This window comes from Actinoallomurus sp. CA-150999, assembly GCF_050942425.1.
Taxonomy (GTDB): domain Bacteria; phylum Actinomycetota; class Actinomycetes; order Streptosporangiales; family Streptosporangiaceae; genus Actinoallomurus.
In genome coordinates this window covers 4,285,540-4,309,218 of sequence record NZ_CP192063.1, presented here as the reverse complement: position 1 = coordinate 4,309,218, position 23,679 = coordinate 4,285,540, and the positions used below count along the sequence as shown (strand labels likewise).

At 70.6% G+C, this 23,679-nt stretch carries 20 protein-coding genes; 6 read left to right on the top strand and 14 right to left on the bottom strand.

Going from position 1 to position 23,679, the window contains the following annotated elements:
- The first annotated feature begins 59 nt into the window (after positions 1 to 59).
- The gene (locus tag ACQP2O_RS20215) at positions 60 to 518 is read left to right on the top strand and encodes an Lrp/AsnC family transcriptional regulator (RefSeq protein ID WP_433187228.1); all 459 of its coding nucleotides are present in this window, start codon (positions 60 to 62) and stop codon (positions 516 to 518) included.
- A gap of 65 nt (positions 519 to 583) precedes the next feature.
- Here ACQP2O_RS20215 and ACQP2O_RS20210 read toward each other — a convergent pair whose 3' ends face one another.
- From ACQP2O_RS20210 to ACQP2O_RS20195, 4 genes are read right to left on the bottom strand one after another with little or no spacing between them, the layout of a single operon-like run.
- Positions 584 to 1,858, bottom strand: a complete 1,275-nt coding sequence (locus ACQP2O_RS20210) for a cytochrome P450 (RefSeq protein WP_433187225.1) — start codon at positions 1,856 to 1,858, stop codon at positions 584 to 586.
- 1 nt (position 1,859) lies between these two features.
- On the bottom strand, positions 1,860 to 2,060 hold the full coding sequence (locus ACQP2O_RS20205) for a ferredoxin (protein WP_433187222.1): 201 nt from the start codon (positions 2,058 to 2,060) through the stop codon (positions 1,860 to 1,862).
- A gap of 28 nt (positions 2,061 to 2,088) precedes the next feature.
- Positions 2,089 to 3,570: a flavin-containing monooxygenase gene (locus ACQP2O_RS20200; RefSeq protein WP_433187219.1), complete on the bottom strand. Its 1,482-nt coding sequence runs from the start codon at positions 3,568 to 3,570 to the stop codon at positions 2,089 to 2,091.
- Positions 3,567 to 4,910, bottom strand: coding sequence for a cytochrome P450 (locus ACQP2O_RS20195; protein WP_433187217.1), 1,344 nt, complete (start codon positions 4,908 to 4,910; stop codon positions 3,567 to 3,569). The genes ACQP2O_RS20200 and ACQP2O_RS20195 overlap by 4 nt, the downstream gene beginning before the upstream one ends.
- Positions 4,911 to 5,008: 98 nt before the next feature.
- Between ACQP2O_RS20195 and ACQP2O_RS20190 the strand changes: the two genes are divergently transcribed.
- The gene (locus ACQP2O_RS20190; RefSeq protein WP_433187215.1) at positions 5,009 to 5,650 is read left to right on the top strand and encodes a TetR/AcrR family transcriptional regulator; all 642 of its coding nucleotides are present in this window, start codon (positions 5,009 to 5,011) and stop codon (positions 5,648 to 5,650) included.
- A 70-nt stretch (positions 5,651 to 5,720) separates the two neighbouring features.
- On the opposite strand, the gene ACQP2O_RS20185 is transcribed toward ACQP2O_RS20190, so the two are convergent.
- From ACQP2O_RS20185 to ACQP2O_RS20175, 3 genes are all read right to left on the bottom strand, one after another.
- Positions 5,721 to 6,137: a cysteine/serine endopeptidase inhibitor gene (locus ACQP2O_RS20185; protein WP_433187212.1), complete on the bottom strand. Its 417-nt coding sequence runs from the start codon at positions 6,135 to 6,137 to the stop codon at positions 5,721 to 5,723.
- 87 nt (positions 6,138 to 6,224) lie between these two features.
- Entirely contained in the window at positions 6,225 to 7,457 is a 1,233-nt protein-coding gene (locus ACQP2O_RS20180; protein ID WP_433187209.1) for an alginate lyase family protein, read from the bottom strand.
- 148 nt (positions 7,458 to 7,605) lie between these two features.
- Positions 7,606 to 8,415 carry a helix-turn-helix domain-containing protein gene (locus ACQP2O_RS20175; protein WP_433187207.1) on the bottom strand — a complete coding sequence of 270 codons (810 nt, stop codon included), beginning with the start codon at positions 8,413 to 8,415 and terminating at the stop codon, positions 7,606 to 7,608.
- A 124-nt stretch (positions 8,416 to 8,539) separates the two neighbouring features.
- On the opposite strand from ACQP2O_RS20175, the gene ACQP2O_RS20170 reads away from it, so the two are divergent.
- The gene (locus ACQP2O_RS20170; RefSeq protein ID WP_433187204.1) at positions 8,540 to 9,373 is read left to right on the top strand and encodes a phytanoyl-CoA dioxygenase family protein; all 834 of its coding nucleotides are present in this window, start codon (positions 8,540 to 8,542) and stop codon (positions 9,371 to 9,373) included.
- A 39-nt stretch (positions 9,374 to 9,412) separates the two neighbouring features.
- On the opposite strand, the gene ACQP2O_RS20165 is transcribed toward ACQP2O_RS20170, so the two are convergent.
- The 3 genes from ACQP2O_RS20165 to ACQP2O_RS20155 form a co-directional block, all read right to left on the bottom strand.
- A complete protein-coding gene (locus tag ACQP2O_RS20165; RefSeq protein ID WP_433187201.1) occupies positions 9,413 to 11,137 on the bottom strand; it encodes a S8 family serine peptidase in 1,725 nt (574 codons plus the stop codon).
- Positions 11,138 to 11,452: 315 nt separating this feature from the next.
- Entirely contained in the window at positions 11,453 to 11,968 is a 516-nt protein-coding gene (locus ACQP2O_RS20160; RefSeq protein ID WP_433187199.1) for a MarR family winged helix-turn-helix transcriptional regulator, read from the bottom strand.
- A gap of 53 nt (positions 11,969 to 12,021) precedes the next feature.
- On the bottom strand, positions 12,022 to 12,816 hold the full coding sequence (locus tag ACQP2O_RS20155; protein ID WP_433187196.1) for an SAM-dependent methyltransferase: 795 nt from the start codon (positions 12,814 to 12,816) through the stop codon (positions 12,022 to 12,024).
- Between the two features lie 108 nt (positions 12,817 to 12,924).
- On the opposite strand from ACQP2O_RS20155, the gene ACQP2O_RS20150 reads away from it, so the two are divergent.
- Positions 12,925 to 14,268: a polysaccharide pyruvyl transferase family protein gene (locus ACQP2O_RS20150; RefSeq protein ID WP_433187193.1), complete on the top strand. Its 1,344-nt coding sequence runs from the start codon at positions 12,925 to 12,927 to the stop codon at positions 14,266 to 14,268.
- Between the two features lie 17 nt (positions 14,269 to 14,285).
- On the top strand, positions 14,286 to 15,923 hold the full coding sequence (locus tag ACQP2O_RS20145; protein ID WP_433187190.1) for a right-handed parallel beta-helix repeat-containing protein: 1,638 nt from the start codon (positions 14,286 to 14,288) through the stop codon (positions 15,921 to 15,923).
- 2 nt (positions 15,924 to 15,925) lie between these two features.
- Here ACQP2O_RS20145 and ACQP2O_RS20140 read toward each other — a convergent pair whose 3' ends face one another.
- A complete protein-coding gene (locus ACQP2O_RS20140; protein WP_433187187.1) occupies positions 15,926 to 17,020 on the bottom strand; it encodes a threonine aldolase family protein in 1,095 nt (364 codons plus the stop codon).
- A gap of 345 nt (positions 17,021 to 17,365) precedes the next feature.
- Between ACQP2O_RS20140 and ACQP2O_RS20135 the strand changes: the two genes are divergently transcribed.
- A complete protein-coding gene (locus ACQP2O_RS20135; protein WP_433187184.1) occupies positions 17,366 to 18,166 on the top strand; it encodes a COG4705 family protein in 801 nt (266 codons plus the stop codon).
- A 100-nt stretch (positions 18,167 to 18,266) separates the two neighbouring features.
- Here ACQP2O_RS20135 and ACQP2O_RS20130 read toward each other — a convergent pair whose 3' ends face one another.
- The 3 genes from ACQP2O_RS20130 to ACQP2O_RS20120 are packed head-to-tail and all read right to left on the bottom strand — an operon-like array spanning position 18,267 to position 23,516.
- Complete coding sequence (locus ACQP2O_RS20130) at positions 18,267 to 19,559, bottom strand: glycosyltransferase 87 family protein (RefSeq protein WP_433187181.1); 1,293 nt, start codon at positions 19,557 to 19,559, stop codon at positions 18,267 to 18,269.
- Positions 19,556 to 20,698 (bottom strand): glycosyltransferase, encoded by a 1,143-nt coding sequence (locus ACQP2O_RS20125; RefSeq protein WP_433187178.1) that lies wholly within the window; start codon positions 20,696 to 20,698, stop codon positions 19,556 to 19,558. Before ACQP2O_RS20125 ends, ACQP2O_RS20130 begins: the two co-directional genes overlap by 4 nt.
- On the bottom strand, positions 20,691 to 23,516 hold the full coding sequence (locus ACQP2O_RS20120) for a CDP-glycerol glycerophosphotransferase family protein (RefSeq protein ID WP_433187175.1): 2,826 nt from the start codon (positions 23,514 to 23,516) through the stop codon (positions 20,691 to 20,693). Before ACQP2O_RS20120 ends, ACQP2O_RS20125 begins: the two co-directional genes overlap by 8 nt.
- Positions 23,517 to 23,679: the final 163 nt, after the last annotated feature.

The window sequence follows — 23,679 nt, the reverse complement described above, 5'->3', positions numbered from 1 at the left end:
GCAATATTAAGATAAATATCGCATAATATGGTTTCAAGTAATGGCGCTATGATCTTGTTATGAGCAATGAAATAGCACTTGACGCACTTGATCGTGAAATTCTGTTCCACCTGCGTCAGGACGGGCGGCTGACCAACGTCGAGCTGGCCAAACGGGTCGGCCTTACGCCACCGCCCTGCCTGCGCCGCGTCAAGCGGCTCGAGGAGACCGGCGTCATCACCGGCTACCGCGCCGTCATCGACCCCGAGGCCGTCGGCCGCGGCCTGGAGGTCTTCATCGACGTGGAGATCTACGCGAACGACCTGAAGACGGTCGAGGCGTTCGAGGCCACCGTGGCGGCCTATGAGGAGGTCGTCGAGTTCCGCCGGATGTTCGGCCGCCCCGACTACCTCATCCGCGTCGCCGTCGCCGACCACGCCGCGTACGAGGCCTTCCTGACCGGCAGGCTCATGGGCCTCCCCGCCGTCCTGCGGGTGGTGTCCCACCTGACCATGAAGAAGATCAAAGCCGACCACTGACCCCTGAGCGAACCCGCGTCAGAGGCCGGTGGGGCGCAGCGGCCTGCCGGAGCCGGCCGCAGGTCTCAGCCGATGCGGATCGGAAGCGCGCGGGGCCCGCGTACCTGGCCCGGCGCCCAGGTCACCGCGTCCGGGTCGTCGAGGGTGAAGGCCGGGATCCGTTCGAGCCAGACCTCCAGGGCGACCCGCAGTTCCATGCGCGCGAGGTGGGAGCCCACGCAGCGGTGGATGCCCAGGCCGAACGCCGCGTGCCGGTTGACCTCACGGTCGATGACGACATCGTCGGCGCGGTCGAACTGGGCCGGATCGCGGTTGGCCGCCGGGAACGACAGCAGCACCCAGTCGTCGGCCTTCATGTCGACGCCGCGCCAGTGCATGTCCTCCTTGACCAGCCGCGCCATCGTGACCGGGGCGTAGACCCGCAGGAGCTCCTCGATCGCGGTCGGCACCAGCCCGGGCTCGGCGACGAGCCGTTCCCGGTCGCCGGGCGTCTTGGCCAGATGCCACAACGACGCCCCGATCGCACTCCACGTCGTGTCGATCCCGGCGATGAGGAGCAGGGCCATCGCGCCGGCCACATGCGACGGTTCGAGCCTCCGGCCGTAGAGCTCGGCGTTGATGAGGTAGGTGGTGAGATCGTCACGCGGGTCGTCGAGGTGGTCGCGGATCTGCTCGAGCAGGTAGTCGAACAGCCGGTCCATCCGCTCAATGCGCTCGTCCGTCGGCAGGTTGACGCCTTCGAGGGCGTTCTCGACGAACTGGGCGAACTTCGGTCCGTCCTCCGGCGGGAAGCCGAGCATGCCGGCCATGACCCGCATCGGGATGTGCTGGGCGTACTCGCTCGCGACGTCGACGACGTCCCGCCGTTCCAACCCGTCGATCAGCGCGTGGCACAGCGCCCTGGTGTCCGGCTCGTGCGCGGCGATCGCACGCTTCGTGAACGCTGGGAGCAGCAGCCGGCGGGCGTCGTGGTGGAACGGCGGGTCGGAGGAGATCGGCGGCACCACGCCCACCGGAGCCAGGCTCAGTGGGGGCCGGTAGTTGCTCACGACGATCGCCCGCGAGGAGAAGCGCTCGGTGTCGTAGGCGATCGCGGCGACGTCCTCGTACCGGGTGGGCAGCCACGCGCCGCCGAACCGCTCGGTGTGCGCGATCGGGCAGCGCCGCCGCAGGTCGTCCTGGATCGGGTACGGGTCGGCGGCCCATTCCGGCTCGGTGTGGGAGAAGTCGGTCGCCCAGTCCGCGACGGGACCGGTGACGACCTCGTTGCGCGTTCCGAGGAGCCGGGGGTCGTCCTGCGTGTCCCGGAAGTCGCGGGTGAAGCGGTCGTCGACCGTCATCTCAGGCTCCTTCGCGAACGTCGATGGCGTGTTCGGGGCAGTTGGCGGCCGCGCGTCGCGCGTCCTGCGCCTTGTCCGGCGGCACGACGCCGTCGCCGAGGACCGTCCCGAAGCCTTCGTCGTCCTCGCCGAACAGAGCGGGGGCCAGGTCATAGCAGCGGCCGTGTCCCTGGCAGCGCCCCGGGTCGAGCTGAACTCTCACGATGCCTCTCCGATCTGGAAGTGTGCTGTCACGCGGAACGGTCAGCGGCCTCGCGGGGCGCGGCCCGGCGGGAGAATCGCATGGCACCGTCGTCGATGGGGCCGTACCGCAGGTCGACCAGGTCACGGGGGTAGCTCGTGCGGAGCCGCCACGGGGTCCGGGAGCCCGCCTTGGGGAACTCCTCGATGGAGCGCAGCACGTAACCGGCCTGGAAGTCCAGCAGGGGCGCCTCCGTGACGGTGGGGTCGTCGTTGACCGGCACACACTGATCATGGCCATGGGCGTCCAGATGGCGCAACAGCCGCATGACGTACTCGCTGACGAGGTCGGCCTTGAGGGTCCAGGACGCGTTGGTGTAGCCGATCGTGAAGGCGAAGTTCGGCACACCGCTGAGCATCATGCCCTTGTAGGCCATCGTCTCCGGCACCGCGATCTCGCGGCCGTCGACGGTGAGCCGGATGCCGCCGAGGACCAGCAGCCGCAGGCCGGTGGCGGTGACGACGATGTCCGCGTCGAGCTCGGTCCCGGATTCCAGGCGCAGCCCCGTCTCGGTGAACTCCGCGATCCGGTCGGTGACCACCGACGCGCGCCCCTCGCGGATCGCGGTGTACAGGTCACCGTCGGGGACGATGCACACTCGCTGGTCCCACGGCCGGTAGCGCGGCTTGAAATGGGTGTCGACGTCGTAGCCCGGAGGCAGTCGCCGGATCGCCGCCTTGCGGATGATCGATCTCACGAGGCCCGGACGGCGGCGGCTGAGCCGGTAGAACAGCGTGACCGCGGTGATGTTCTTCCACCGCACGATCGGGTACGCCCGGCGGTCGCCGATCAGGCGCCGCAGGGTGTTCGCGATCGCGTCCTGGGCCGGCAGCGACATGATGTACGTCGGCGAGCGCTGCAGCATCGTCACGTGCGCGGCCTCGTGGGCCATGGCCGGGACCAGCGTCACCGCCGTCGCGCCGCTGCCGATCACGACGACCCTCTTGCCGGTGTGGTCGAGGTCCTCGGGCCAGTGCTGCGGGTGGACGACGGTGCCACCGAACCGCTCGATGCCGGGAAAGTCCGGCAGGTGGCCGGCGTCGTAGCGGTAGTAGCCACTGCAGGCGTACAGGAAGCCGCACGTGTAGCGGACCGGTTCGCCGTCGTGGATCGCCTCGACCGTCCACCGGGCGTCCTCGCCGGACCAGGAGGCGCCGACGACGCGGTGCCCGAAGCGGATGTGCCGGTCGATGCCGGCCTCGGCGGCGGTGTCGCGGATGTAGCGCAGGATCGACGGCCCGTCCGCGATGGCCTTCGCCTGTGTCCACGGCCGGAACCGGTAGCCGAGCGTGTGCATGTCCGAGTCGGACCGCACCCCCGGGTACCGGAACAGGTCCCACGTCCCGCCGATGGCCTCGCGCGCCTCCAGGATCGTGTACGTCTTGCCGGGGAGGGCCTCCTGGAGGTGGTGGGCCGCACCGATGCCCGACAGACCGGCACCGACGATCAGCACGTCGACGTGCTCGGTCATGACCGCGCTCCGGCGACCGTGGCCGTGGCGGGCGGAATCGGCGGGGAGTTCCGGCGGCGTACGACCGCCCGGCCGCCCTTCGCCGGGGCGTTGGCGATGCCGCGCGAGTGCCATCGCTCATCCGGCTCGGCGGTCGGCATCAGGGTGAGGTCGCGCAGCAGGGTGCGCAGGACGACGTTCATCTCCATGGTCGCGAACGCGGCGCCGAGGCAGCGCCGGGCGCCGCCGCCGAACGGGATCCACTCGTACAGGTCCGGCTTGGCGTCGAGGAAGCGGTGCGGGTCGAAGGCCCGTGCGTTCGGGAACAGCGACTCGTCGTCGTGGATCAGGCTGATGCCGACCAGCACCGTGTAACCCTTCGGCAGCGTCCACCGCCCGAGCCGGAAGCCGTCGGTCTTCACGTGGCGCCCCATGAGGTCGATGACCGGGCGCGTGCGCTGCACCTCGACGATCGTCGCCTGGCGGAGCGCGTCGCCGTCCGCGTCCACCTCCGCGACGAGTTCGTTCAGGATCGCGGGGTGGCGGCGGAGCCGCTCGACCGCCCAGGCGAGGGTCGTCGCGGTGGTCTCGTGCCCGGCGGTGAGCAGGGTGAGCAGCTGGTCGGCGATCTGGCCGCGGCTCATCGGCGAGCCGTCGTCGTAGCGGCTCTGCAGCATCAGGGCGAGGACGTCGTCGCGCTCGTCGAGGTCCTCCCCCGCCGCCTTGTCGATCAGCCGGTCGACGATCGCGTCGTACCGCCGGCGCGCCAGCCAGAACCGCCCCCACGGGCTCCACCGCCCGAGGTCGATCTGCGGTATCGGCATCACCGCCAGCCGGGAGCCGAACGACACCCACGGTGGCAGCATTTCCCGCAGCTCGGCGAGCTCGGCGCCGTCCGCGCCGAACACCGCGCGCAGGATGGCGTTCAGCGTGATCCGCATCATCGACGGCAACGTGGCGAACGGCCGGTCCTCCGGCCAGGTCGCCAGCTCGCGCACCGTCTCCTCCTCGATGATCTTCTCGTACGCCTTGAGCCGGCGGCCGTGGAACGGGGGCACGAGCAGCTTGCGCTGCTTGCGGTGCTCCTCGCCCGTGAGCGCGAACAGCGAGCCGGGGCCGAGCACCCGCCCGAGATTCGGCTGCAGGTTCTCGACGAGGTCGGGACCGGCCGTGAACAGCTGCTTGATCTCGTCGGAGTCGCTGATGACGACGGCCCGGCCGAAGATCGGCACGTTGATGCGGAAGGCGTCACCGTACCGGGCGCGCATCCGGCGCATCCCGCGGAACGGAGCGGTCAGCGCGAAGGCGCCCTGGACGAAACGCGGGGACGACGGGCCCGGCGGAAGCGTCACGGTCGTCATGGAGAAGCACCCCTCTCAGCATGGTACACGGCCGTACCGCAGCACGGTACGCCGATGTACCATTCGATTCAAGGGCGGGCCGCGATGGGAGGTATAGCGTGACCACGGTGACGACCGTGCGGCACCGGCGCAAGGAAGAACGGGCGGCGGCCGCATCCGACGACGCCGGCGGATTCCGCCGGCGGCTGCTCGACGGCCTCGCCGCGTCGATCGCGGAGAAGGGCTACCGCGCCACCACGGTCGCCGACGTCGTGCGCCGTGCGCGCACCTCCCGGCGCACCTTCTACGAGCACTTCGCGGGCAGAGAAGAGTGCTTCGTCGCGCTGTTGACCGACTCCAACGCCGAGATGATCCGGCAGATCTACGCCGCCGTCGACCAGACCGCGCCCTGGAAGAACCAGGTGCGCCAGGCCGTCGAGACCTGGATCGCCTGCGCCGAGTCGGAGCCCGCCCTCACGCTCAGCTGGATCCGCGACGTGCCCTCGCTCGGCGACGCGGCACGCCGCCTGCAGCGCGAGATGATGGAGGCGTTCGTCGCGATGATCCAGACCCTCTGCGACACCGGCGAGTTGCGCGCCGCGGGCGTCGGCCCGGTGTCCCGCCCGATCGTCGTCATGCTGCTCGGCGGACTGCGCGAGCTGACCGCGACCACGGTCGAGGACGGCGGACGGATCAGCGACATCACCGAGGTCGCCGTCCAGGCCTCGATCGCACTGCTCGGCCCGCACACCGCGACGTGACGGCGGGCGGGCCCGAGCTGGAAGGTGCCGTCCCCGGGGCGGGGGGGCGGGGACGGCACGCCCGGGGTGGCTAGGAGGTGTGGACGAACTTCCAGGTGAGCGGGATGTTGCCCAGGTTCGGGTCGGCGAGCTGGGCGAACGCCGGATAGCTGAGGTCGATGTGCGTGCTCGAGCAGCTCGGGCACTTGTCCTTGACCGGAACCTTGATCGTCCGCCCGTTGTAGGTCACTTCGACCGAGACGTTGTTGCAGAGCGGGTCGTTGTTCGGGTTGGCGGTGGTCCAGTACGCGGCGGGAACGGCCACGAGCATCTCCGTCGCCGCGTTGACCTGCGTGCCGCAGGCGCCGTAACCGGCGTCGTTGTAGTACGTGGCGTTCCCGTTCATGGTCTGACCGAACGGGATGTCCGCGTACGCGGTGCCCTGCGCCAGGATGGGCAGCGCCATCGCCGCGGCCATTGTTCCGAGCGCCTTACTGATTTTCACCATGCTGAATCAGCGCATCCTTTCTGCACGGACTTCGGAATGGTCCGATCGGACCGATAAGGCCGACAGGAAATCGGCCCGTACCGCCGGTCAGGCGGGGTTCTCGGCGTGGGTGAGGGTCTCCCACGCGACGAACAGGTTGTTCGTCCCGGCCGGCCGCTGCTGCTCGGTGAGCTTCTGGGTGTTGGCCATCGCGATGCCCATCCGGTTGTGCAGCGCGTTGAAGGCGACCTCCGTCACCGGCCCGAGGCCGCGCTTGAGCGTGCCGCCGCACAGCCAGGACGGCACGGCCGCGCCGAGCTGGTACTTGGCCTGGAAGCCCAGCGCCTGGCGGAGCCGCTCGCCGACCTCCGGGTAGAGGTCCGCTTTCTGGATCCGGCTCGTCTCGGCCACGTGCGAGATCGCCGAGATCCCGTATCCGGTGTGCACGAAGTCGCGGCAGGTCTCCTGGGTGAGCCCGGTGACGAACGTCGACTGGCCCTGCCAGTACTTGACGATCTCGGCCTTCGTGTCGATGCCGGTGCCGGCGGGGGCGACGGGGAGCGCGCCGTCGGAGGAGAGGTAGATGTAGGCGGGCACGCGCTTGCGGAACCGGGCGACCGCCTTGTCGTAACTCGTCCGGTCATCCAGGAAGACGGAGATGCCGACGGCGGCCTCCATCATGCTGAGCTCCCAGTTCCCGTTGCTGTTGGAACCGTTGATCACCTTCGGGAGGTACACGTTCCGCAGCATCGCGGCGAACCGGGTGACGGCGTCGCTCGTCCAGCCGGTGTAGGTGTAGCGGATGATCTCGGCGGCCCTCGGCCAGACCGACGCGGACCAGCCGGACTGCAACGGCGCGTTGCTGTTGGTGTGGTCCTTGAGCACCGCGGACCAGGCGTTCATGAGCTGGATGGCCTTGTCGGCGTACCGGCCGTCCCGGGTGATGTACCAGGCGAGCGCGTCGGTGTACGCCGCCAGCGCGTCCTCCCGCTCGTCGGTGCAGCCGTGGTTCGGGTTGCTGACCGGGCCGCACTCCACGACCGCGCGCGGCTTCGGCGTACGCGACAGGGAGGCGTATCTGCTGCCCAGCATCTGGTCGTAGGCGGACTTCCACGGCTGGGCGCCCGCGTTGACCTTCCCGCGTACGAAATCCAGTTGGGACCTGCTGACCAGAACGCCCGGATGGGTGAAGGCGGCCGGGGCCGCCTTCGCACCGAGGTTCACCGCGCCGGCGGTTCTCGTGGCGCCGGTGGCCTGCGCGCAGCCGCTCGCCGCCAGCGCGGCGGCGAGGGCGACACCGGCGATGGACCGGGCACGGCGGCTGCCGGGAATTCGAGTCATGCACCGCTCCGCAGTTAAGAAGGTTTACGAAAGCAGTCATGACCCTAGACAGTCGACCGGCCGCGGAATACGCGCTTATGCCGCCCTTAAGGAAGAAGGCCGATCACTTAGGACGGTCTTAAGGAAATGCGTCGCGCGTTCGGTGCGTTCAGGCCGGGCGGCGGCCCGGCGAGTGCCCGGTGCACTGCTTGTACTGCCGGCTGAAATATGCCAGGTCGGTGTAGCCGAGCGTCGCGGCGACCTGGCCGACGGACATGTTCGTCTCCGTCAGCAGCTGACGGGCCCGGTCGACGCGGGCACGGATGAGATAGCGGGCCGGCGACATGCCGGTGTAGGCGGTGAACCGCCGGGTGAACTGGGCGCGTGACAGCGCCGCACGGGCCGCCAGCTCGGCCACGGTCCAGCGCCGGCTCGGGTCCTGCCGGATCTCCTGGGTGATCTGTTCCAAGGCCGCGTCGACGCGCTCCGGCGCGGGCCGGGTGGCGTCGTCCCAGTACAGGCAGAGCAGCTGTTCCAGGCACAGCAGGCTCTGCCGGGAGCCGAACCGGTCGCCGCGCCGGTGGGCGGCGTCGCAGCGGCTCGCCAGTGCGGCGGCCAGCGCCGGGTCGCGCAGTGGGCGGCAGCGCTCCGCGGGGACGACGGCGGCCGGGGCGACCGGTGCGCCGTCGGCGGTGCTCAGCCTCAGGTGCAGGCCGAAGACCAGGAGCCGCCGGCGCGGGTCATGCCCGGCGACCGGCTCGTCGCCGGGCGCGAACAGCACGCAGCTGCCGGCCGCCAGCGCGTGCCGGCGTCCGTCCAGCGTCAGGTGCCCGACACCGTCGAGGACGTACCACAGGAGGTGGTCCGGCAGCGGGCGGGCGTGCCAGGACCAGCCCGGTTCGCAGCGCCAGTAGGTGGGCGCCGTGACCGGCCGCACGCGGATCTCCGCGCCGTACGGGGTGGGCAGCAGATGCGTCAAACAGTCAACTCCTCGCGTCGATCGTTCCTGGTCGACGACGGCCGGTTCCCCGCATTATCTCCTCAAGAACCGGCTTTTCGTCCTCCGGCGGCCGAGGCCATGTGAACGCAGAGAGGGAGGGACCATGAGCGATTCCGACAAAGAGGTATTCGAACGGGAAGGCTACCTGGTGGCGCGCGGAGCGTTCCGCGCCGAGGAGGTGGACCGGCTGCGGGACCACTTCATGGAGCTACGCCGGCGCGGTTCGCACCCGGACGACCTGGTGGGCGTGCGGGTCGCCGGACGGGACCCGCTGCGGCGGTACCCGCGGATGGCGCAGATGCACCGATGGGACGACGTCACTCTGCGGTGGCTCCTGGACTCCCGGCTCCGGGAGTGTCTCACCGCCCTGCTCGGCGAAGAGCCCTACGCCGTCCAGTCGATGCTGTACTTCAAGCCGCCCGGCTCCCGGGGTCAGGCCCTGCACCAGGACAACTTCTACCTGCGCGCCGCGCCCGGCACCTGCGTCGCGGCCTGGATGGCGCTGGATCCGACCGACGAGGAGAACGGCTGCATGATGGTCGTGCCCGGTAGCCAGCGCTGGCCGATCCTGTGCACCGCCAAGGCCGACACCCGGGTCAGCTTCACCGACGTCACGGTCCCCCTGCCCGACGATCACCAGGCCCGGCCCGTGCGGATGGACGCCGGCGACGTGCTGTTCTTCAACGGCTCCCTGGTGCACGGCAGCAGGCCCAACACGAGCGCCGGCCGGTTCCGGCGGGCGCTGATCGGCCACTACATCCAGGCCGAGGCCCGGCAGGTCGCCCAGTACTTCCATCCGGCGCTGCGCATGGACGGCACGCCGCTCCGACTGGGCGTCAGCGAGGGCGGCGGTCCGTGCGGCGAGTGGACCGAGGCCGACGGCGTCCCCGCCATCGCGATGACGGGCCGGCACACCGTCTCCCGCAAGCACGAGTGAGCGGACCGCTCCTGCTCGGGGGCGCGCTCACCGGATCGCTCACGAGGCGTTGAGCGCGACGTCGTCGACGACGAAGCCGGTCTGCAGGGAGGAGTCCTCCGTGCCGGTGAAGGACACCGAAACGGTCTGGCCGGCGAAGGACGACAGGTCCAGTGCGACGGCCCGGTAACCCGGGGCGGCGTTGGCGTTGGTGTACGTCGCGACGGTCCGGGTGCCGACCTTGATGGTGAGGGTGTCGTAGGGGACGGTGCCCGTCTCGGCGGTGTCGATGTGCAGCCAGAGGTTCAGGACCGCCCGGCAGCCCGCGGGGATCGTCACCATCTGCGCGAGGGTGTCGGTGTGGGTGGTCCCGTAACCGTCCAGCCACGCGAAGTGGGTGCCCGCGTGGGCGGTCTCGCCGCTGCCGTTGGCCAGGATCACGTTCGGGGTGCTGGTCCAGGGCGACGTGCCGATCTCGAACCCGCCATTCACGATCTTGTTTCCGGGTGCGACGCAGGGGCTGGTGCCGGTGCCGGACCGGAAGGCGGTGAGGCCGTTCGGGGTTCCCAGACCGGTCGGCCCGTCGTAACCGGCCCCGGCGGTGCACAGGTAGGCCGGGTTGCAGGTGCCGTTGCGGCCGGATGCGACGTCGAACAACGCCGCCGGGTGCTGGTACGGGAAGGACGCGGGGTAGTACTGGGCCGGCGGTGGCCCGGCCAGCGCGTACACGCCGGCGATGATCGGCGCGGCGGCGCTGGTGCCTCCGTAGACCTGCCAGCCGCCGGACTGGTACGTGTCGTAGACCGCCACGCCGGTGGCGGGGTCGGCGACGGCGGAGACGTCGGCGATCGTGCGCCTGGCGCACCCTCCGTCGCTCTGCCACGACTGCTTGGCGATGTACGCGGCGCATCCGGACCCCGAGCCGCTCCACGTCGTCTCGCTCCAGCCGCGCGCGCCGGACGCTCTCGACAGGCTGGTGCCGCCGACCGCGGTCACGAAGCGGGACGCTGCCGGATACTCGGTCCGGTATCCGTCGTCACCGGAGGAGGCGGTGATCGCCACTCCGGGATGGTCGAAGTAGGAGGTGTCGAATCCCGGAGCGTCGGAGGTCTCCGGCCCGCCGTAACTGTTCGAGACGTACTTCGCGCCCATGCGGACGGCGGTGCTGACCGCCCCGCCGAGTTCGGAGAGGTACGGCTGGGCGGCCTCGACCAGCAGGATCCGGCAGCTCGGGCAGATGGCGGACGCCATGTCCAGGTCCAGCGACTCTTCTGCCGCCCAGCCGGCGTCCGGGGTGGGCAGGCTGTTGCCTCCGTTCTCGTCGACCTTCCGGAAGCAGCCGTTCGCGGTGGTGCACGGCGGGAGCCCGTACTGAGCGCGATAGACCGCGAGGTCGGACTCGGCGTTCGGATCGTCGTACGCGTCGACGATCGCAAGCGTCTGCCCGGCGCCGCCCGAGGACGGCAGTGCGTAGGCGCTCCGCAGGTCGGCGGGTCCGAAGCCGCTAGGCGCGATCAGATGCTGGATGCCGCGCGACGGCTTGACGTCGGTACGGATCAACGTGAGGCACGCCACCTGGTTCCGGCGCGTCGGCGGCGCGCACGCCCGCCTGATCAGTGCCTTTCCGGCGGAGATGGTGGCCGGAGCGGCGACGGAGTGACTCCCCGGCCCCGGGTCGGCGGTACGCGCCGCGGCGGGAGAGGCCACGAATCCGACGGCCAGGACGATCGCGGCGAGCACCGTAAGGCCGGCACGCCTCATCCGCGACTGCTCAATGTCCGACATGGCGCTTCTCCTCAGCCGGGTGTCGACGAAGCATCTGCGCGACCGCTAACGGTCACGACGACCACCGTCGACACTTTCGGCCGGGGAGACGGAAACCGGCATGCCAGTGATGCCGAACCTTGCCGATTCGATTAACCCACCCGCACCGAGGAAGAAGCCCGGCCGTGGCACCGGGTCGCAGCCGCGGCCTCCACTGGGGGTGGCCACCCGCAGATCACAACTTTGGGGAGCGGCCACGGAACGAACGGAGTCCACGATCGAGAGCCGACGGCAGCCGTTCCCACGGCTCCGCCGGCTCCGGCCTGGTATTCGGTCTCAGTCCCATTCCAGGGGCACGGTGTCACGGACGGGCTCGCCGGGCTCGCCGCCGGCGTCCGTGAACGCCCGCAGCCCGTCCACCAGCCCGGCCCGATGACCCGCGGGCATCGCGGCGACGATGGCCGCGATCTCCTCCCGCCGGCGAGCCGTGACCTCTTCCACGATCTGCTGCCCGGACTCGGTCAGCCGCAGCAGGACCTCCCGGCGGCTGGCCGGATTGGTCCGCCGGCTCACCAGGCCCGCGGCCACGAGACGCTCGACCATCCGCATCGCGGTGGACGGATTGACCGCGAGATCCTCGGCGAGGGTCACCAGCTTGGTCTCTCGACGGGCGGCCAGCACCACCAGCAGCCGGAACTGCGGAAGCGTCACCCGCTCCCCCACCGACGCGAGCGACCGCACCGAGATCCCCATCAGCAACCGCGAAGCGGTCAGCACCGCGGACGTCACCGCGTCGACGTCCTCCGCCGGCGTCGGCTCCGGCTGCATCGGTTCGATCGCGCTTTCGGTCATGGGTCTGTTCTACCCGGTACCCCGGCCGCCCATTGCACGATGCAATGATCGGCTCAGCGCCGGCACCCGACCGCCGTCCAGCCGGCCCGCAGCGGTTTCTCGATGCGGGTGGGCCGCCACTCGCACAGGTGGACCACGCCGGGCTCGAGGATGTCCAGCCCCTCGAGGTAGCCGGTGACCTGGTCGCGGGTCCGCGCGATGAAGGGGGCGTTCGCGCCCCGGTAGGCGGTCGCCACGTTCGCGTTGCGGCGTTCCTCCACCGCGGCGTGGGAGAGGATGACGTGGCTGCCGGGCGCGAGCACGTCCCGGTACTCCCGGACGAGACCGGCCGGGTCCTCCTCGTCGGCGACGAAGTGGAGGACGGCCACGAACAACAGCCCGACCGGGCGGCTGAAGTCGATCAACTTCCGGGTTTCCGGGTCCTCCAGGACGGCGCCCGGATCGCGCAGGTCGGCGCGGACGACGATGGTGCGCTCGTCGGAGGCCAGCAACGCCCGTGCGTGGGAGATCACCACCGGGTCGTTGTCCACGTAGACCACCCGGGCGTGCGGGTGAACGGACTGCGCGATCTCGTGCACGTTGCCCTGCGTCGGCAGCCCCGAGCCGAGATCGATGAACTGGTCGACGCCGCGGTCCGCGACGTGCCGCACCGCCCGCTGGAGGAACTCCCGGTTCGCCCGGGCGACCGCGCCGACGTCGGGCAGGGCCTCGGTGACCTTCTCGGCGGCCGCCCGGTCGGCGGCGAAGTGATCCTTCCCGCCGAGGAAGTAGTCGTACATCCGTGCGACGCTCGGCGTGGTGGGGTCCAGGTCGAGTCCGGCCGACCCGGTCCTGGCGCCTTCACTCATCCAGCGGGTCATCGGCCACGACCCCCGCCGCTGCGAACGATCACCCCAAGATCGTACTGCCGGTCGCCCGGGGCGATCGTGGGCATCGCGCGACTACACGATGTGAGGATGTGGCGGACCCGCGCCGCCGTCACCATGGGTATACGCGGCGTGTCGCCCGGCCGGCCGCGTGGGCCCGGGGTCCGCAGCCCCGGGGCGCGCGTCCGCTGCTCGTGGCGGCCGCGTGGGCCCGGGGTCCGCAATCCCGGGGCGCGCGTCCGGTCCTCGTGGCGGCCGCCGTCGTCGTCCCGGCTCGCCATGGGACAGGGGGAGGTGGACCGGATGGCCAACGGCCGGTGTCACGAACTCCGCATCGGGGTGCTCGGCTCGTACGGCGGGCTGAACCTCGGCGACGAGGCGATCCTCGCCTGTGTCCTCGACAGCCTGCGGCAGATACGGCCCGGGGCGCAACAGGTCGTGTTCAGCCGGCACCCCGAGCACACCCGCACCTGTTTCGGCACCCCGGCGGTGGGCTACACCGAGGTCTCGCTGGGGCAGCTCGCGGAGATAGAGGCCGGGCTCGACCTGCTCATCCTCGGCGGGGGCGGCATCCTCCACGACGGCCTGGCCGCCTCGGTGATGCGGCCGGTGCGCCTCGCCCACCGGCTGGGCGTCCCCACCTTCGGCTACGCGATCGGCGCCGGGCCGCTGACCGGCCACGAGGAGATCGACGTCGTACGGGACACCATCGAGCGGATGACCGACCTGACGGTCCGGGACCACGAGTCGATACTCGTCCTCGAGGGGATGGGGGTCACTCGCGAGATCCCGGCGACCGCCGACGCGGCGGTGCTGCTGGAGCCGGAGGAGTTCACCGAGGAGATGCTGCTCCGAGAGGGCATCGACGGCCAGACCCGCCTGGTGGGGATCTCGGTCCGCGAGCCGGGCCGGGCGGCCGACAACCTCGACGAGAGCAGCTATCACGGTCTGCTCGCCGAGGTCACGGACTTCATGACGTGCCGGTACGAGGCCCAGGCGGTGTTCATCCCGATGGAGCGCGGGGACATCGCCCACTCTCACGCGGTGCTCTCGGCGATGAGCGCCCCGGAGAACGCCCGCGTCCTCAATCGCACGTACAGCCCCGGGCAGATCGCCGGGCTCATGCGTCACCTGGACTTCGCGGTCGGCATGCGGCTCCACTTCCTGATCTTCGCCGCCCGCGCGGGCGTACCGGTGCTGCCGTTGCCGTACGCGGGAAAGGTCTTCGACTTCGCGCAGACGATCGGTGCTCCCGCGCTGACCGGCATCGCGCGGCGGCAGGCGGGCCCGCTCCTGGCGGAGCTCGATCGGCTGTGGGACGAACGGGGCGCGTGCTCCGCGATGCTGCGGGAGCGATTCCAGGTCCTGCGCGAGCGTGCGCGGGAGAATCAGGCGCGGTGCCGAGCGCTCATCGACCGGCTGGCCCCGGTCTGATGGCGCCGGACCGGTTCGTGCACGACGCCCGTGATCACGGACTCACCGGGGACGGCCGCACCAACGACCAGCCCGCCCTGCAGGCCCTGGTCGACGAGCTCGGAGCGGCCTACGCGGCCGACGGCCGGCCGCGTACGATCTTCTGCCCGTCGGGGCTGTACTCGATCCGGGACCGGGGCACCGTCTGGCGGAGCGGGGTGTCCTTGATCGGCGCGGGACCGGCGGCCACGAGGTTCGCCCTGGCCAACCCCGGCGCCCCGGCCGCCGCGACCCCGCTGGCCTACTTCACGGCCCTGCAGCACGGCGCCGGCCGCGGGAACCCCATCGCCGACTGCACCTTCGCGCAGTTCGAGATCGACGGCTCCGGCGTGAGCCTCGCCCAGTACGACGTGCTGGCCAAGGGACTCGGCCTGCAGTACGTCCTGCGCGGGCGCTTTCACGATCTCTACATTCACGACACGCCCGCTACCGGGTTCGGCTGCGACTTCCTGCAGGACACCTTCGTGGACGACCTGCTGGTCGTGCACTGCGGGCGGCTGGAACGCCAGGGCGAGTGGCTGGGCGGAGCCGGCATCGGCATCGGCACCGGCGGGTGGGGCGCCACGGAGCGCTGCACCGTGTCCTCGTGCACGACGGTGCGTAACGGCACCAACGGCATCTTCTTCGAGCTCCAGGACCGGCGGTGGCCGACGACCCGCGGCATCCGGGTGCTCGGCTGTCACTCGGAGGGCAACCGGTTCGGCATCTCCGACTGGGGCGCCGACGGGCTGGTCGTCTCCGGATGCACGATGATCGGTAACCACCAGGCCGGCTACGACGTCTCGGCGCTGGGCACGTCCGCCGTCGCCGGGCGCGGCGGGATCGTGGCCGGCTGCATCATCGAGGACAACGTCTGGGATGGTGTCGCGATCGGCAACACGCCGGGCCCGTACACCTTGGCGGGCAACCGCATCAGCCGGAACGGCCGGTACGGGTACTGGCAGCACAACCTGGCCGGCGGCCCCCAGGAGGCGGCCGGCAACATGATCATCGATGCCAACGAGTTCTGGGACAACGGCCTGGACGGCATCTTCATCGACTCGGCCCTCGCGGATCCCGACATCGCCGGTAACCGCCTCCGCGGCAACGGCCGCCAGTGCGAACCCGCGACCGGAGGCGAGGGCGACACCGTCTCCTACGGAGCGCGGTCGCTGATCGACACCGCGGCCGCCTGGCGGCCGAACGGGCACATCGGCAAATGCGTCACGGCGGGCGCGCAACAGGCCATCGTGATGGGCAACAGCCCCACCGAACTCGCCCTCGCGCCCTTCCGCCCCGGCGCCATGACCGCGTGGCCGGACGGCACCCCCTCCCCCGGGTCCCCGTACCGGCTGCCCGAGGCCCCGGACGTCAGAGCCGGGCTCACGCTCGCCGCCGCCGTCGACAGCCCGACGATCCGCGACAACCGGGTCTGGGACGGCCAGGCCCGCAAGACCCAGACCCACGGGCTGGTCATCACCGACGCCGGGACCTGCGGAACCGCCTGGGTCCACGACAACGCCCTGACCGGCAACGCCGTCGCCGCGACCCGTTTCGACACCGAACCCTCCGGGGGCTGCTGGTACCACAACCACGGCCTCGACGAATGCCCCGGCCGCCCTGGAAGCGGCCGGTGACCTCATGGATTATCGGCGGCCCTGGCGCGGGCCAGCAGATCACGGATGAGGGAGACCACTTCGGTCGGGGTGAACTCCAGGGCGTTCTCGCCGACGGTCACCTCGAAGCTGCAGCGGGCCGGGTCCGGACCGGACCGTACGCGGCCCCAGAGCTGGACGCCCTGCTCGGCGAGGATCGCCGCGCCGGCCCGCTCGACCGCCCGCCTGGGGGCGGGCAGGTGGATGTGGAACATCGGCGTCTGCGGAGGATCGGGGTGGACGCGGGCGGCACCGTCGGCGTTGACGGCCTTCGCGATGGCGATCGCGTGGTCGCGGTAGGCGGGCATGCGGGAGGCCAGCGTGTCGAGGTCCACCAGCGCGGCCAGGGCCAGCGGCCACGCGTCGGCGATGCCGCCGCCGAGCCGCTGCCGCCACACCCTCGCGGCGCGTACGGTATCGGTGTCCGCGGCCAGGACGGCGCCTCGCACGCCCTGGAGGCTCTTGTAGAGCGAGACGTACACCGAGTCGAACAAGGCGGCGATCTCGTCGAGAGGCCGCCGGTAATAGGTCTGGGCCTCCCACAGCCGGGCACCGTCCAGATGCGCGGCGGCGCCGGTCGCCCGTACGAGCGCGACCTGGTCGCGAAGCTCGTCCCACTCGGGGAGCAGGCCGCCGAGATCGCGCTGGGGCAGCTCCCAGACCGCCGCGGCCAGCGGTTCGCCGATCGCCGCCAGGTCCTCGGTCCGCATCAGCTCGAAGGGATCCCCGGTGCGGTGGAACCACAGACCGTGGACGGCGTTGTAGCCCTGCTTCTCCCAGACGTCCAGGTGGGACTGCGGGTGGGCGGCGAAGGCCCGGCGTCCGCGCCGGTCGGCGTGGACCCGCAGCGCGACCTGCTGCGCCATCGTCCCGGTCGGGAAGAACAGCGCGGCCGGTTTGCCGAGCAGCTCGGCCAGCCGCCGTTCCAGGACGGCGACCGGACCGTCGGGACCGTCCGGCGGGGTGTCCTCGTCGACCATCGCGAGCATCCGTTCGAGCATCGCGCGGGGCCGGCGCCGGATCGGGGCGTGCAGGAACAGAGAGCGCCGAACGGCTGACCCGTGATCGGTCGCGGTCACGGTCGGTCCAGCAGCGTGTACGTCGACATGCGGCCACTATTGCAAACTATTCGCAGTTACATCAAGCATGCAAATGCGTTCAGGTAGCACGGATTGTCTCGCCGCGCGCGCCTGAGCGCGACGCCGCCCCGGTGAGATGGCACGCCGGGTCGCCCGCCGAACTTCATTACTATTCATGTAGTAGGTTGGCTGAGAGTAGGCCGAAGATGACCAACGGTCACCGGCCCGCGGCCGCCGTCTGCCGGGCCGGACCCGTACACCGCACCTGTCACCAACCCTGGGGGAGAGATGACAAGGCCGGAAGCCTTGACCGAAGCCGACCTCGCCGGCGCCGGCGGATACGTGATGAAGAAATTGCCAGAGGTCACTCTGGCCTTCTGGATAATGAAGATCGCCGCGACGACGCTCGGCGAGACGGCCGGCGACCTGTTCGCCCAGACGCTGAAGCTGGGCTACTTCCTCACGACGATCGCACTGTTCCTGATCTTCCTCGTCACGCTGGTGATCCAGCTCGCTTCACGGCGGTACAACCCGTTCTTCTACTGGACGGTGATCATGTCCACGAGCATGGTCGGCACCACGACGTCGGACTTCATGAACCGCGACGCGAGCGCCAAGTACCTCCCCGAAGGGGCGAAATCGCTCGGCTGGGGACCGCAGGGTCTCGGCCTGGATTACCCGGTCGGCGCCGCGATCCTGATCTCGATCCTGATCGCCGTCTTCGTGGTCTGGAAGTTCACCGGGCTGACCTTCGCGATCCGCGACATCAACACCTTCCGCGGCGAAACGTTGTTCTGGTCGGCGATCCTCGTCTCCAACACGCTCGGCACCTCGATGGGCGACTTCCTGTCCGACAGCTCAGGCCTCGGATACGGCGGAGGCGTCCTGCTCATCACCGGGCTGCTCGCCGCGCTCCTCGCGCTCAGGTACACGCCCGCCGTGCCGAACGTGCTGCTGTTCTGGCTCGCCTTCGTCCTGACCCGCCCGTTCGGCGCCACGGCGGGCGACCTGCTCACCAAGCCGGCCGCGAAAGGCGGCCTCGACCTGGGGACCGCCGGCTCGTCCGCCGTCCTGCTCGCCGCCTTGTTCGCCCTGATGGGCTGGGCCCACATCCAGAACAGCCGTCAGCCGGCCACGGCGACCTAGAAAATCCCCGGGTCGGCTACTATCGTGGTAGTAGAAATCATCTGGGACGAGTGGGAGACGATGCTGGTCAACCTCCTTTTCGGCAGCGCCGGCCTGGTGTTCATCTGGCACCTTCAACTCGCGCCGCTGCTGATCGACCGGCCCGGCCGAGGTGACGCCGACGACCCGGCGACGCGGCGTGCGGATGACGCGCCGCGAGGATCACAAGCACCGTGATCGCCGCCAAGGCGATCAGGACGTAGAGGTTCCCGCGCGCGAGCTCGAAGCCGTGCCAGTGGTGTTCCCGGTGCCGCCCGAACGGAACGGTGCGGATCAGGCCCTGCGGCAGCGCCGGCAGGCCGGGAACCGCGAAGATCCACGCTCCGAAGAGAACCTCGAGGCCCAGACCCCCGGCGAGCCAGACCCACGTGCGCCGCGGCGGGCCGGTCATCCGGTCGGCGGCGAGCACGAGCGCCGGCGCGATCCACACCCAGTGGTGCGACCAGGAGATCGGCGAGATCAGCAGGCCGGTCGTCGCGCAGGTCACGACGGCGAAGGGCTCACGGCCGACGCGGCTCTGCCGGGCCGCGAGCCACAGCCCGGCGGCTCCGACCACCGCCGCGCCGCCCAGCCAGTACGGCCGGGCGGCGTTCTCGCCGCCGAGGAACCGGACGAGCATGCCGTACAGCGACTGGTTCCCCACCCAGTCCACCGGGCCCACCCGGCTCGGCGCCATGAACAGCCGGTCCCCCCAGAACCGCCCGGACTCGTGCGGGAGGGCCACGAAGCCGATGGCGATCGTCAGCAGGAACACGGCGATCGCGACCGCGGCCGCGCGAAACCGCCGGGTGACGAGCAGGTAGGCGATGAAGATGCCGGGCGTGAACTTGATGCCCGTGGCGATGCCGATCCCGACGCCCTTCCAGCGGCGGCCGTCGCCCTGCCCGAGGTCGGCGACGACCAGGGCCATCAGGATCAGGTTGATCTGGCCGAACCACAGTGTCTTCTGCACCGGCTCGGTCCACAGCGCCGCCGCGGTCACCAGGAGCGTCGCTCCGAGCAGCGCGGGGCTGCGACGACGGCCGAGCGTCCGAAACATGATCCAGACGGCCGTCACCAGCGCGGACAGGCTCGCCAGCGTCATGATCCAGCGCAGCGCGGCCATCGGGAGCACCGACAGCCCGGCGAAGATCACGGCGGCGATCGGCGCGTACGTGAACGCGAAGCCGCCGATCGTCTCGTCGTACAGGCGGTCGGAGCGCCGGGCGAGCAGGCCGCCCCAGCGGTAGACCTTCAGGTCGGACATCGCCCACAGGTCGTGGGGATGGGCGAGCACGGTCATCGCGTAGGCGGCGACCGCGACGCCGAACGCGAGCAGGCCGCAGGCCAGCAGGGCGAGGCCGCTCCGGGTCATCCGCGGGGCGTCCGCTCGCCGGTGACGAGGGCGAACTGACGCTCCCAGCGGTCGAGGACGGTGTCCGGCTCGTACCGCCGGACGGACTCGCGGGCCGCCTCGGCGAGGGAGTCGCGCAGGGCGGCGTCGCGGATCAGCCGGTCGAGGGCGGCGGCGAACTCCGTCGTGTTGCCCGGTGCGACGATCAGCCCGTCGTGGCCGTCGGTGAGCAGTTCGCGGATGCCCGGTGCGCAGTCGAAGGCGACGGTGGGCAGTCCGTACGCCATCGCCTCAATGACCGACATGGGGAAACCCTCTTCGCGCGAGGGCAGCGCGAAGATCGACGCGCCGGTCAGCGCCGTCTCGATGTCGGAGGTCGGGCCGGCGAACTCCACGCTGTCGGAGACACCGGCTTCGGCCGCCTGGCGGCGCAGCGCGTCCTCATCGGGGCCGGAGCCGTACAGGCGCAGCCGCCAGGACGGGTGGCGCGGTGCGATCTCGGCCCACGCTTCAAGCAGCATGTCCTGGCCCTTCTCGAAGGCCAGGCGTCCGTGCCGGACGACGACCGGCTCGGTGCGTGGCGAGACGGAGCGCGGGACGACGTGTAGGGGGTTGGGCATCGCGCCCGCGGTGGACATGTCGTCGAAGGCCCACGCGTCCGCGTCGGCGTCGGTCAGCGCGAGCAGCAGATCGGTGCCGGCGAAGTGGCGCTTCACCCGCTCGTAGCGCGAGGACCGGCGGGTGGCCTCGTACGACTCGTGGCTCATGCCGATCACCGGCATCCTCGCCGTGTCGGCGCGTGCCACCCATTCCATCGCCCAGACCTGCGCCGCGATGACGACGCCGCCGGGACGGGCGGCGCGGAAGAGCGCGCTGAGACGTGCGGCGCCGCGCCGGACCATCAGGCGATGGCGCAGTTCCCGCCGGAGCGTGCCGACCGGTCCGCTCGCCGGTGGCAGGTCGCGGTCGTGCAGCACGGTGACGGTGTACGGCAGGTCGTGGCCGTAGTCGTGGGGACGGTCGGCGTGCGTGATGCCGACCAGGTGCACACGGTGGCCTCGATCGGCGAACATCCGGCCGATGTCGTGCGCCCAGCGCTGCAGGCCGCCGAGTTCTTCCACGTTGTTGCAGACGATGAAGACGTCGCGGGCCTCAGCCACGGTCGCCTCCGGTGAAGAAGCGCTCGACGATCGCCTTGGCCGCGGTGCCGGTGTCGTACTCACCGAACCGTTCGACGAAGCGCCGCCGCCGGTCGGCGTGGTCGCGGCGAGCGCCGTCCAGATCCCCGAGCGCGGCGAACAGTCCGGCCTCGTCGCCGACGACCGGGCCCGGCGCGTGCTCGGCGAGGTCGAAGTACGCTCCGCGCTGCCGGCTGACGTAGTCCTCGGCGTCGGGCGTGTAGAAGATCATCGGCCGCTCCAGCAGCGCGTAGTCGAACATGACCGAGGAATAGTCCGTGATCAGCGCGTCGGCCAGCAGCATCAGCGTGGTCACGTCGTGCTCCGCGCCGACGTCGATCACTGTGCCGCGCAGGCCCGGCGGCACCACCGCGCGGCTGAGGTAGTGGGCGCGGATGAGCAGGACGTGGGACTCGCCGAACTCGCGGGCGAAGCGGTCGAGGTCGAACGGGATCTCGAAACGCGCGGCGGGCCTGCCGTTCTCGTCGGTCCGGAACGTCGGCGCGTACAGCACGACGGCGCGCTCGTCGTCTTCCAGGCCGAGCCGCCGGCGCAGTGCCGCCTGCTCCTCGGGATCACCGCCGGTGACCAGCGCGTCGTTGCGCGGGTACCCGACCCGCAGGGGCTCGGCCGTCACTCCCAAGCCCTTGACGAGGGTGCGGACGTCATGCTCGGAGCGGACGGCGAAGTGGTCGAACCGGCCGATCATCGTGCGCAGCCGGTCATGTTCGAACCGGGTGCCCTGTTTGACCGTGGGCTCGTCGAAGCCCATCCGCTTGAACGCCGACCCGTGCCAGGTCTGGATGTAGGTCGTCTCGGGACGTTTGACCAGCTCGGCGGGGAAGCCCTGGTTGTCGATCCAGTACTGGGCGCGGGCCAGGGCCCGGTAGTACGCCCACGAGCCGCGCTTGACCAGCGTGGTGTCGGCGGGAAAGCCCCGGCGGCTGCCGCTGTAGGACCAGATGGCCTGGTAGGGCGCGCCGCGCTCCTGGAGCGCGCGGTGGATGTACTTGGGGTTGTCGGAGTACTGGGCGCCGAGGTGGCTCTCGAAGACGATCGTGCCCTTCTTGACCGGCAGCCGGACGAGGAGCCGGTTGAACACGGCGATCTTCGTGTCCCGGCCGGTGAGCCGGCGGATCAGCGACCTCTCGACGCGGCCGAACCACTGCCACCAGCGCCGTCCGAGAGCGGTCCGGGCGACGTGGCGCAGGGCGGGCAGTGTCGTTCGCGCGGGCCACCCTTCGCCCACGATGCGCAGTGCGAGCTCGCCGGACTCGGCGACGTAGGCCTCGAGGTGGTCGCCTGCCACGCGGGTCAGCCGTGGCCGTACGGGCACCCGTACGTCGTCGTGCGCCGTTCCGTCCGAGGCAAGCCGCACGGTGACGGTGTCGCCGCCGACCTTGAGGCGCAGCCAGAGACCCCAGGTCTGGTCGACCAGCCCGATCGGGCGGATCCGGCGGGCCGGCGCGAACGCGGCCTCCCAGCGGATGCCGTCCGCCTCGTGCCGTACGGTCACCGGAACGCGGAAGGCGCGATTCTTCCGGCGGCGGTCGCGGATCTCCAGCGTTCCGGACGGTTCCAGGTCGGTGCCGAGGTGACCCAGCGGGTTGACGACCGTGCCCGCGACGCGGAGCTCTCCCCCGGCTCGGCTCATCGCGGTGACCTGACCGCCCAGGTCGAAGGCGTCGAGTGGAGCCGAGTGGAGCCCCAGGTCGGTGACGTCCAGGATCCGGCGGCCCAGCGCGGTCTGGAGCTGGTCGCCGGACCAGTAGATCCGCCCGTCGCGTTCGACCGGTTCGATGGACAGGACCGGTTTCCGGCCTTTCTTCGCGGCGTAGTCGGCCGCCGCCATGGCGCCCTCGATGTCCCCGTGCCGGACCAGGTACGCGCCGATGGCGGGCAGCGGGTTGCACTCCGCGAAGACCGCGGGGTCCAGCTCGGCGAGATAGGACCGGGCCAGATCGAGGAACGCGCGGCGGTACTCCGGGTCTCGGCTGCGCAGCTCCCGCAGGTACAGGAGCAGGTCGTGGTTGACGAACTTCACGTTCTTCAGCCGCGCGAGCGAATCGGCGCCGTGGGCGTGGAACGCCGCGTCGATGCGCCGGTGGATCTCCAGGCGGTCGGCGAAGTTGCGCAGCTCCGCCCGGCGGTTGGTGATCGACAAGGTGTCGTCCCGCGGGACGACGAACCAGTTGTAGACCCGGTGCGGAATGGTCACGATCCGCCGCGCGGCGACGTACGCCTGCGCGCTGAACAACAGGTCCTCGTAGTGCAGCCGGTCGACGAACCACAGGCCATTGCGATCGAGGAAGTCGCGCCGGTAGCACTTGTTGGTCGACAGGGTGTCGTACAGCAGGTCGGGGTCGTCCAGGACGCTTTCGTACACCCGGCGCTCGCGGTACAACCACGGGTACCAGTTCTGCTCCCGGTCGGGGAAGACGCGGACGCAGCGGCCCGAGACCAGGTCGGCGCCGGTCTCGTCCGCGGTCGTCACGAGGTTCCGGCAGGCATGCGGGTCGAGGGTGTCGTCGCTGTCGAGGAACATCACGTACCGCCCGCGCGCGGCCTCGATCCCCACGTTGCGCGGCCGCCCGCACCCGCCGGAGTTCGCCGGGAGCGTGAGGTTCCGAACCCGATCCGGATGGGCGGCGGCCAGCCGGGCGGTCACCTCCGGTGTCGCGTCCGTGCTCGCGTCGTCGACGATGACGATCTCGACGCCGGGCAGCGACTGCTCCAGCGCCGAGCGAACCGCGCGGGCGATTCGGGCCGCGTCGTTGTAGACGATCACGACGACGCTCACATCAGGTTCCGGAAGCAAACGGTCCCACCGCCTTCGTCCTCGCGATCAACTACTATCGCGATAGTACGATTTCGATAGTAATTGCACCGTAAAGGCGTCGATCCAGAGGGGCCGACCCGGGGAAACGAGGACAACGCAGCACTTCATCGCCGACGTCGGGTAC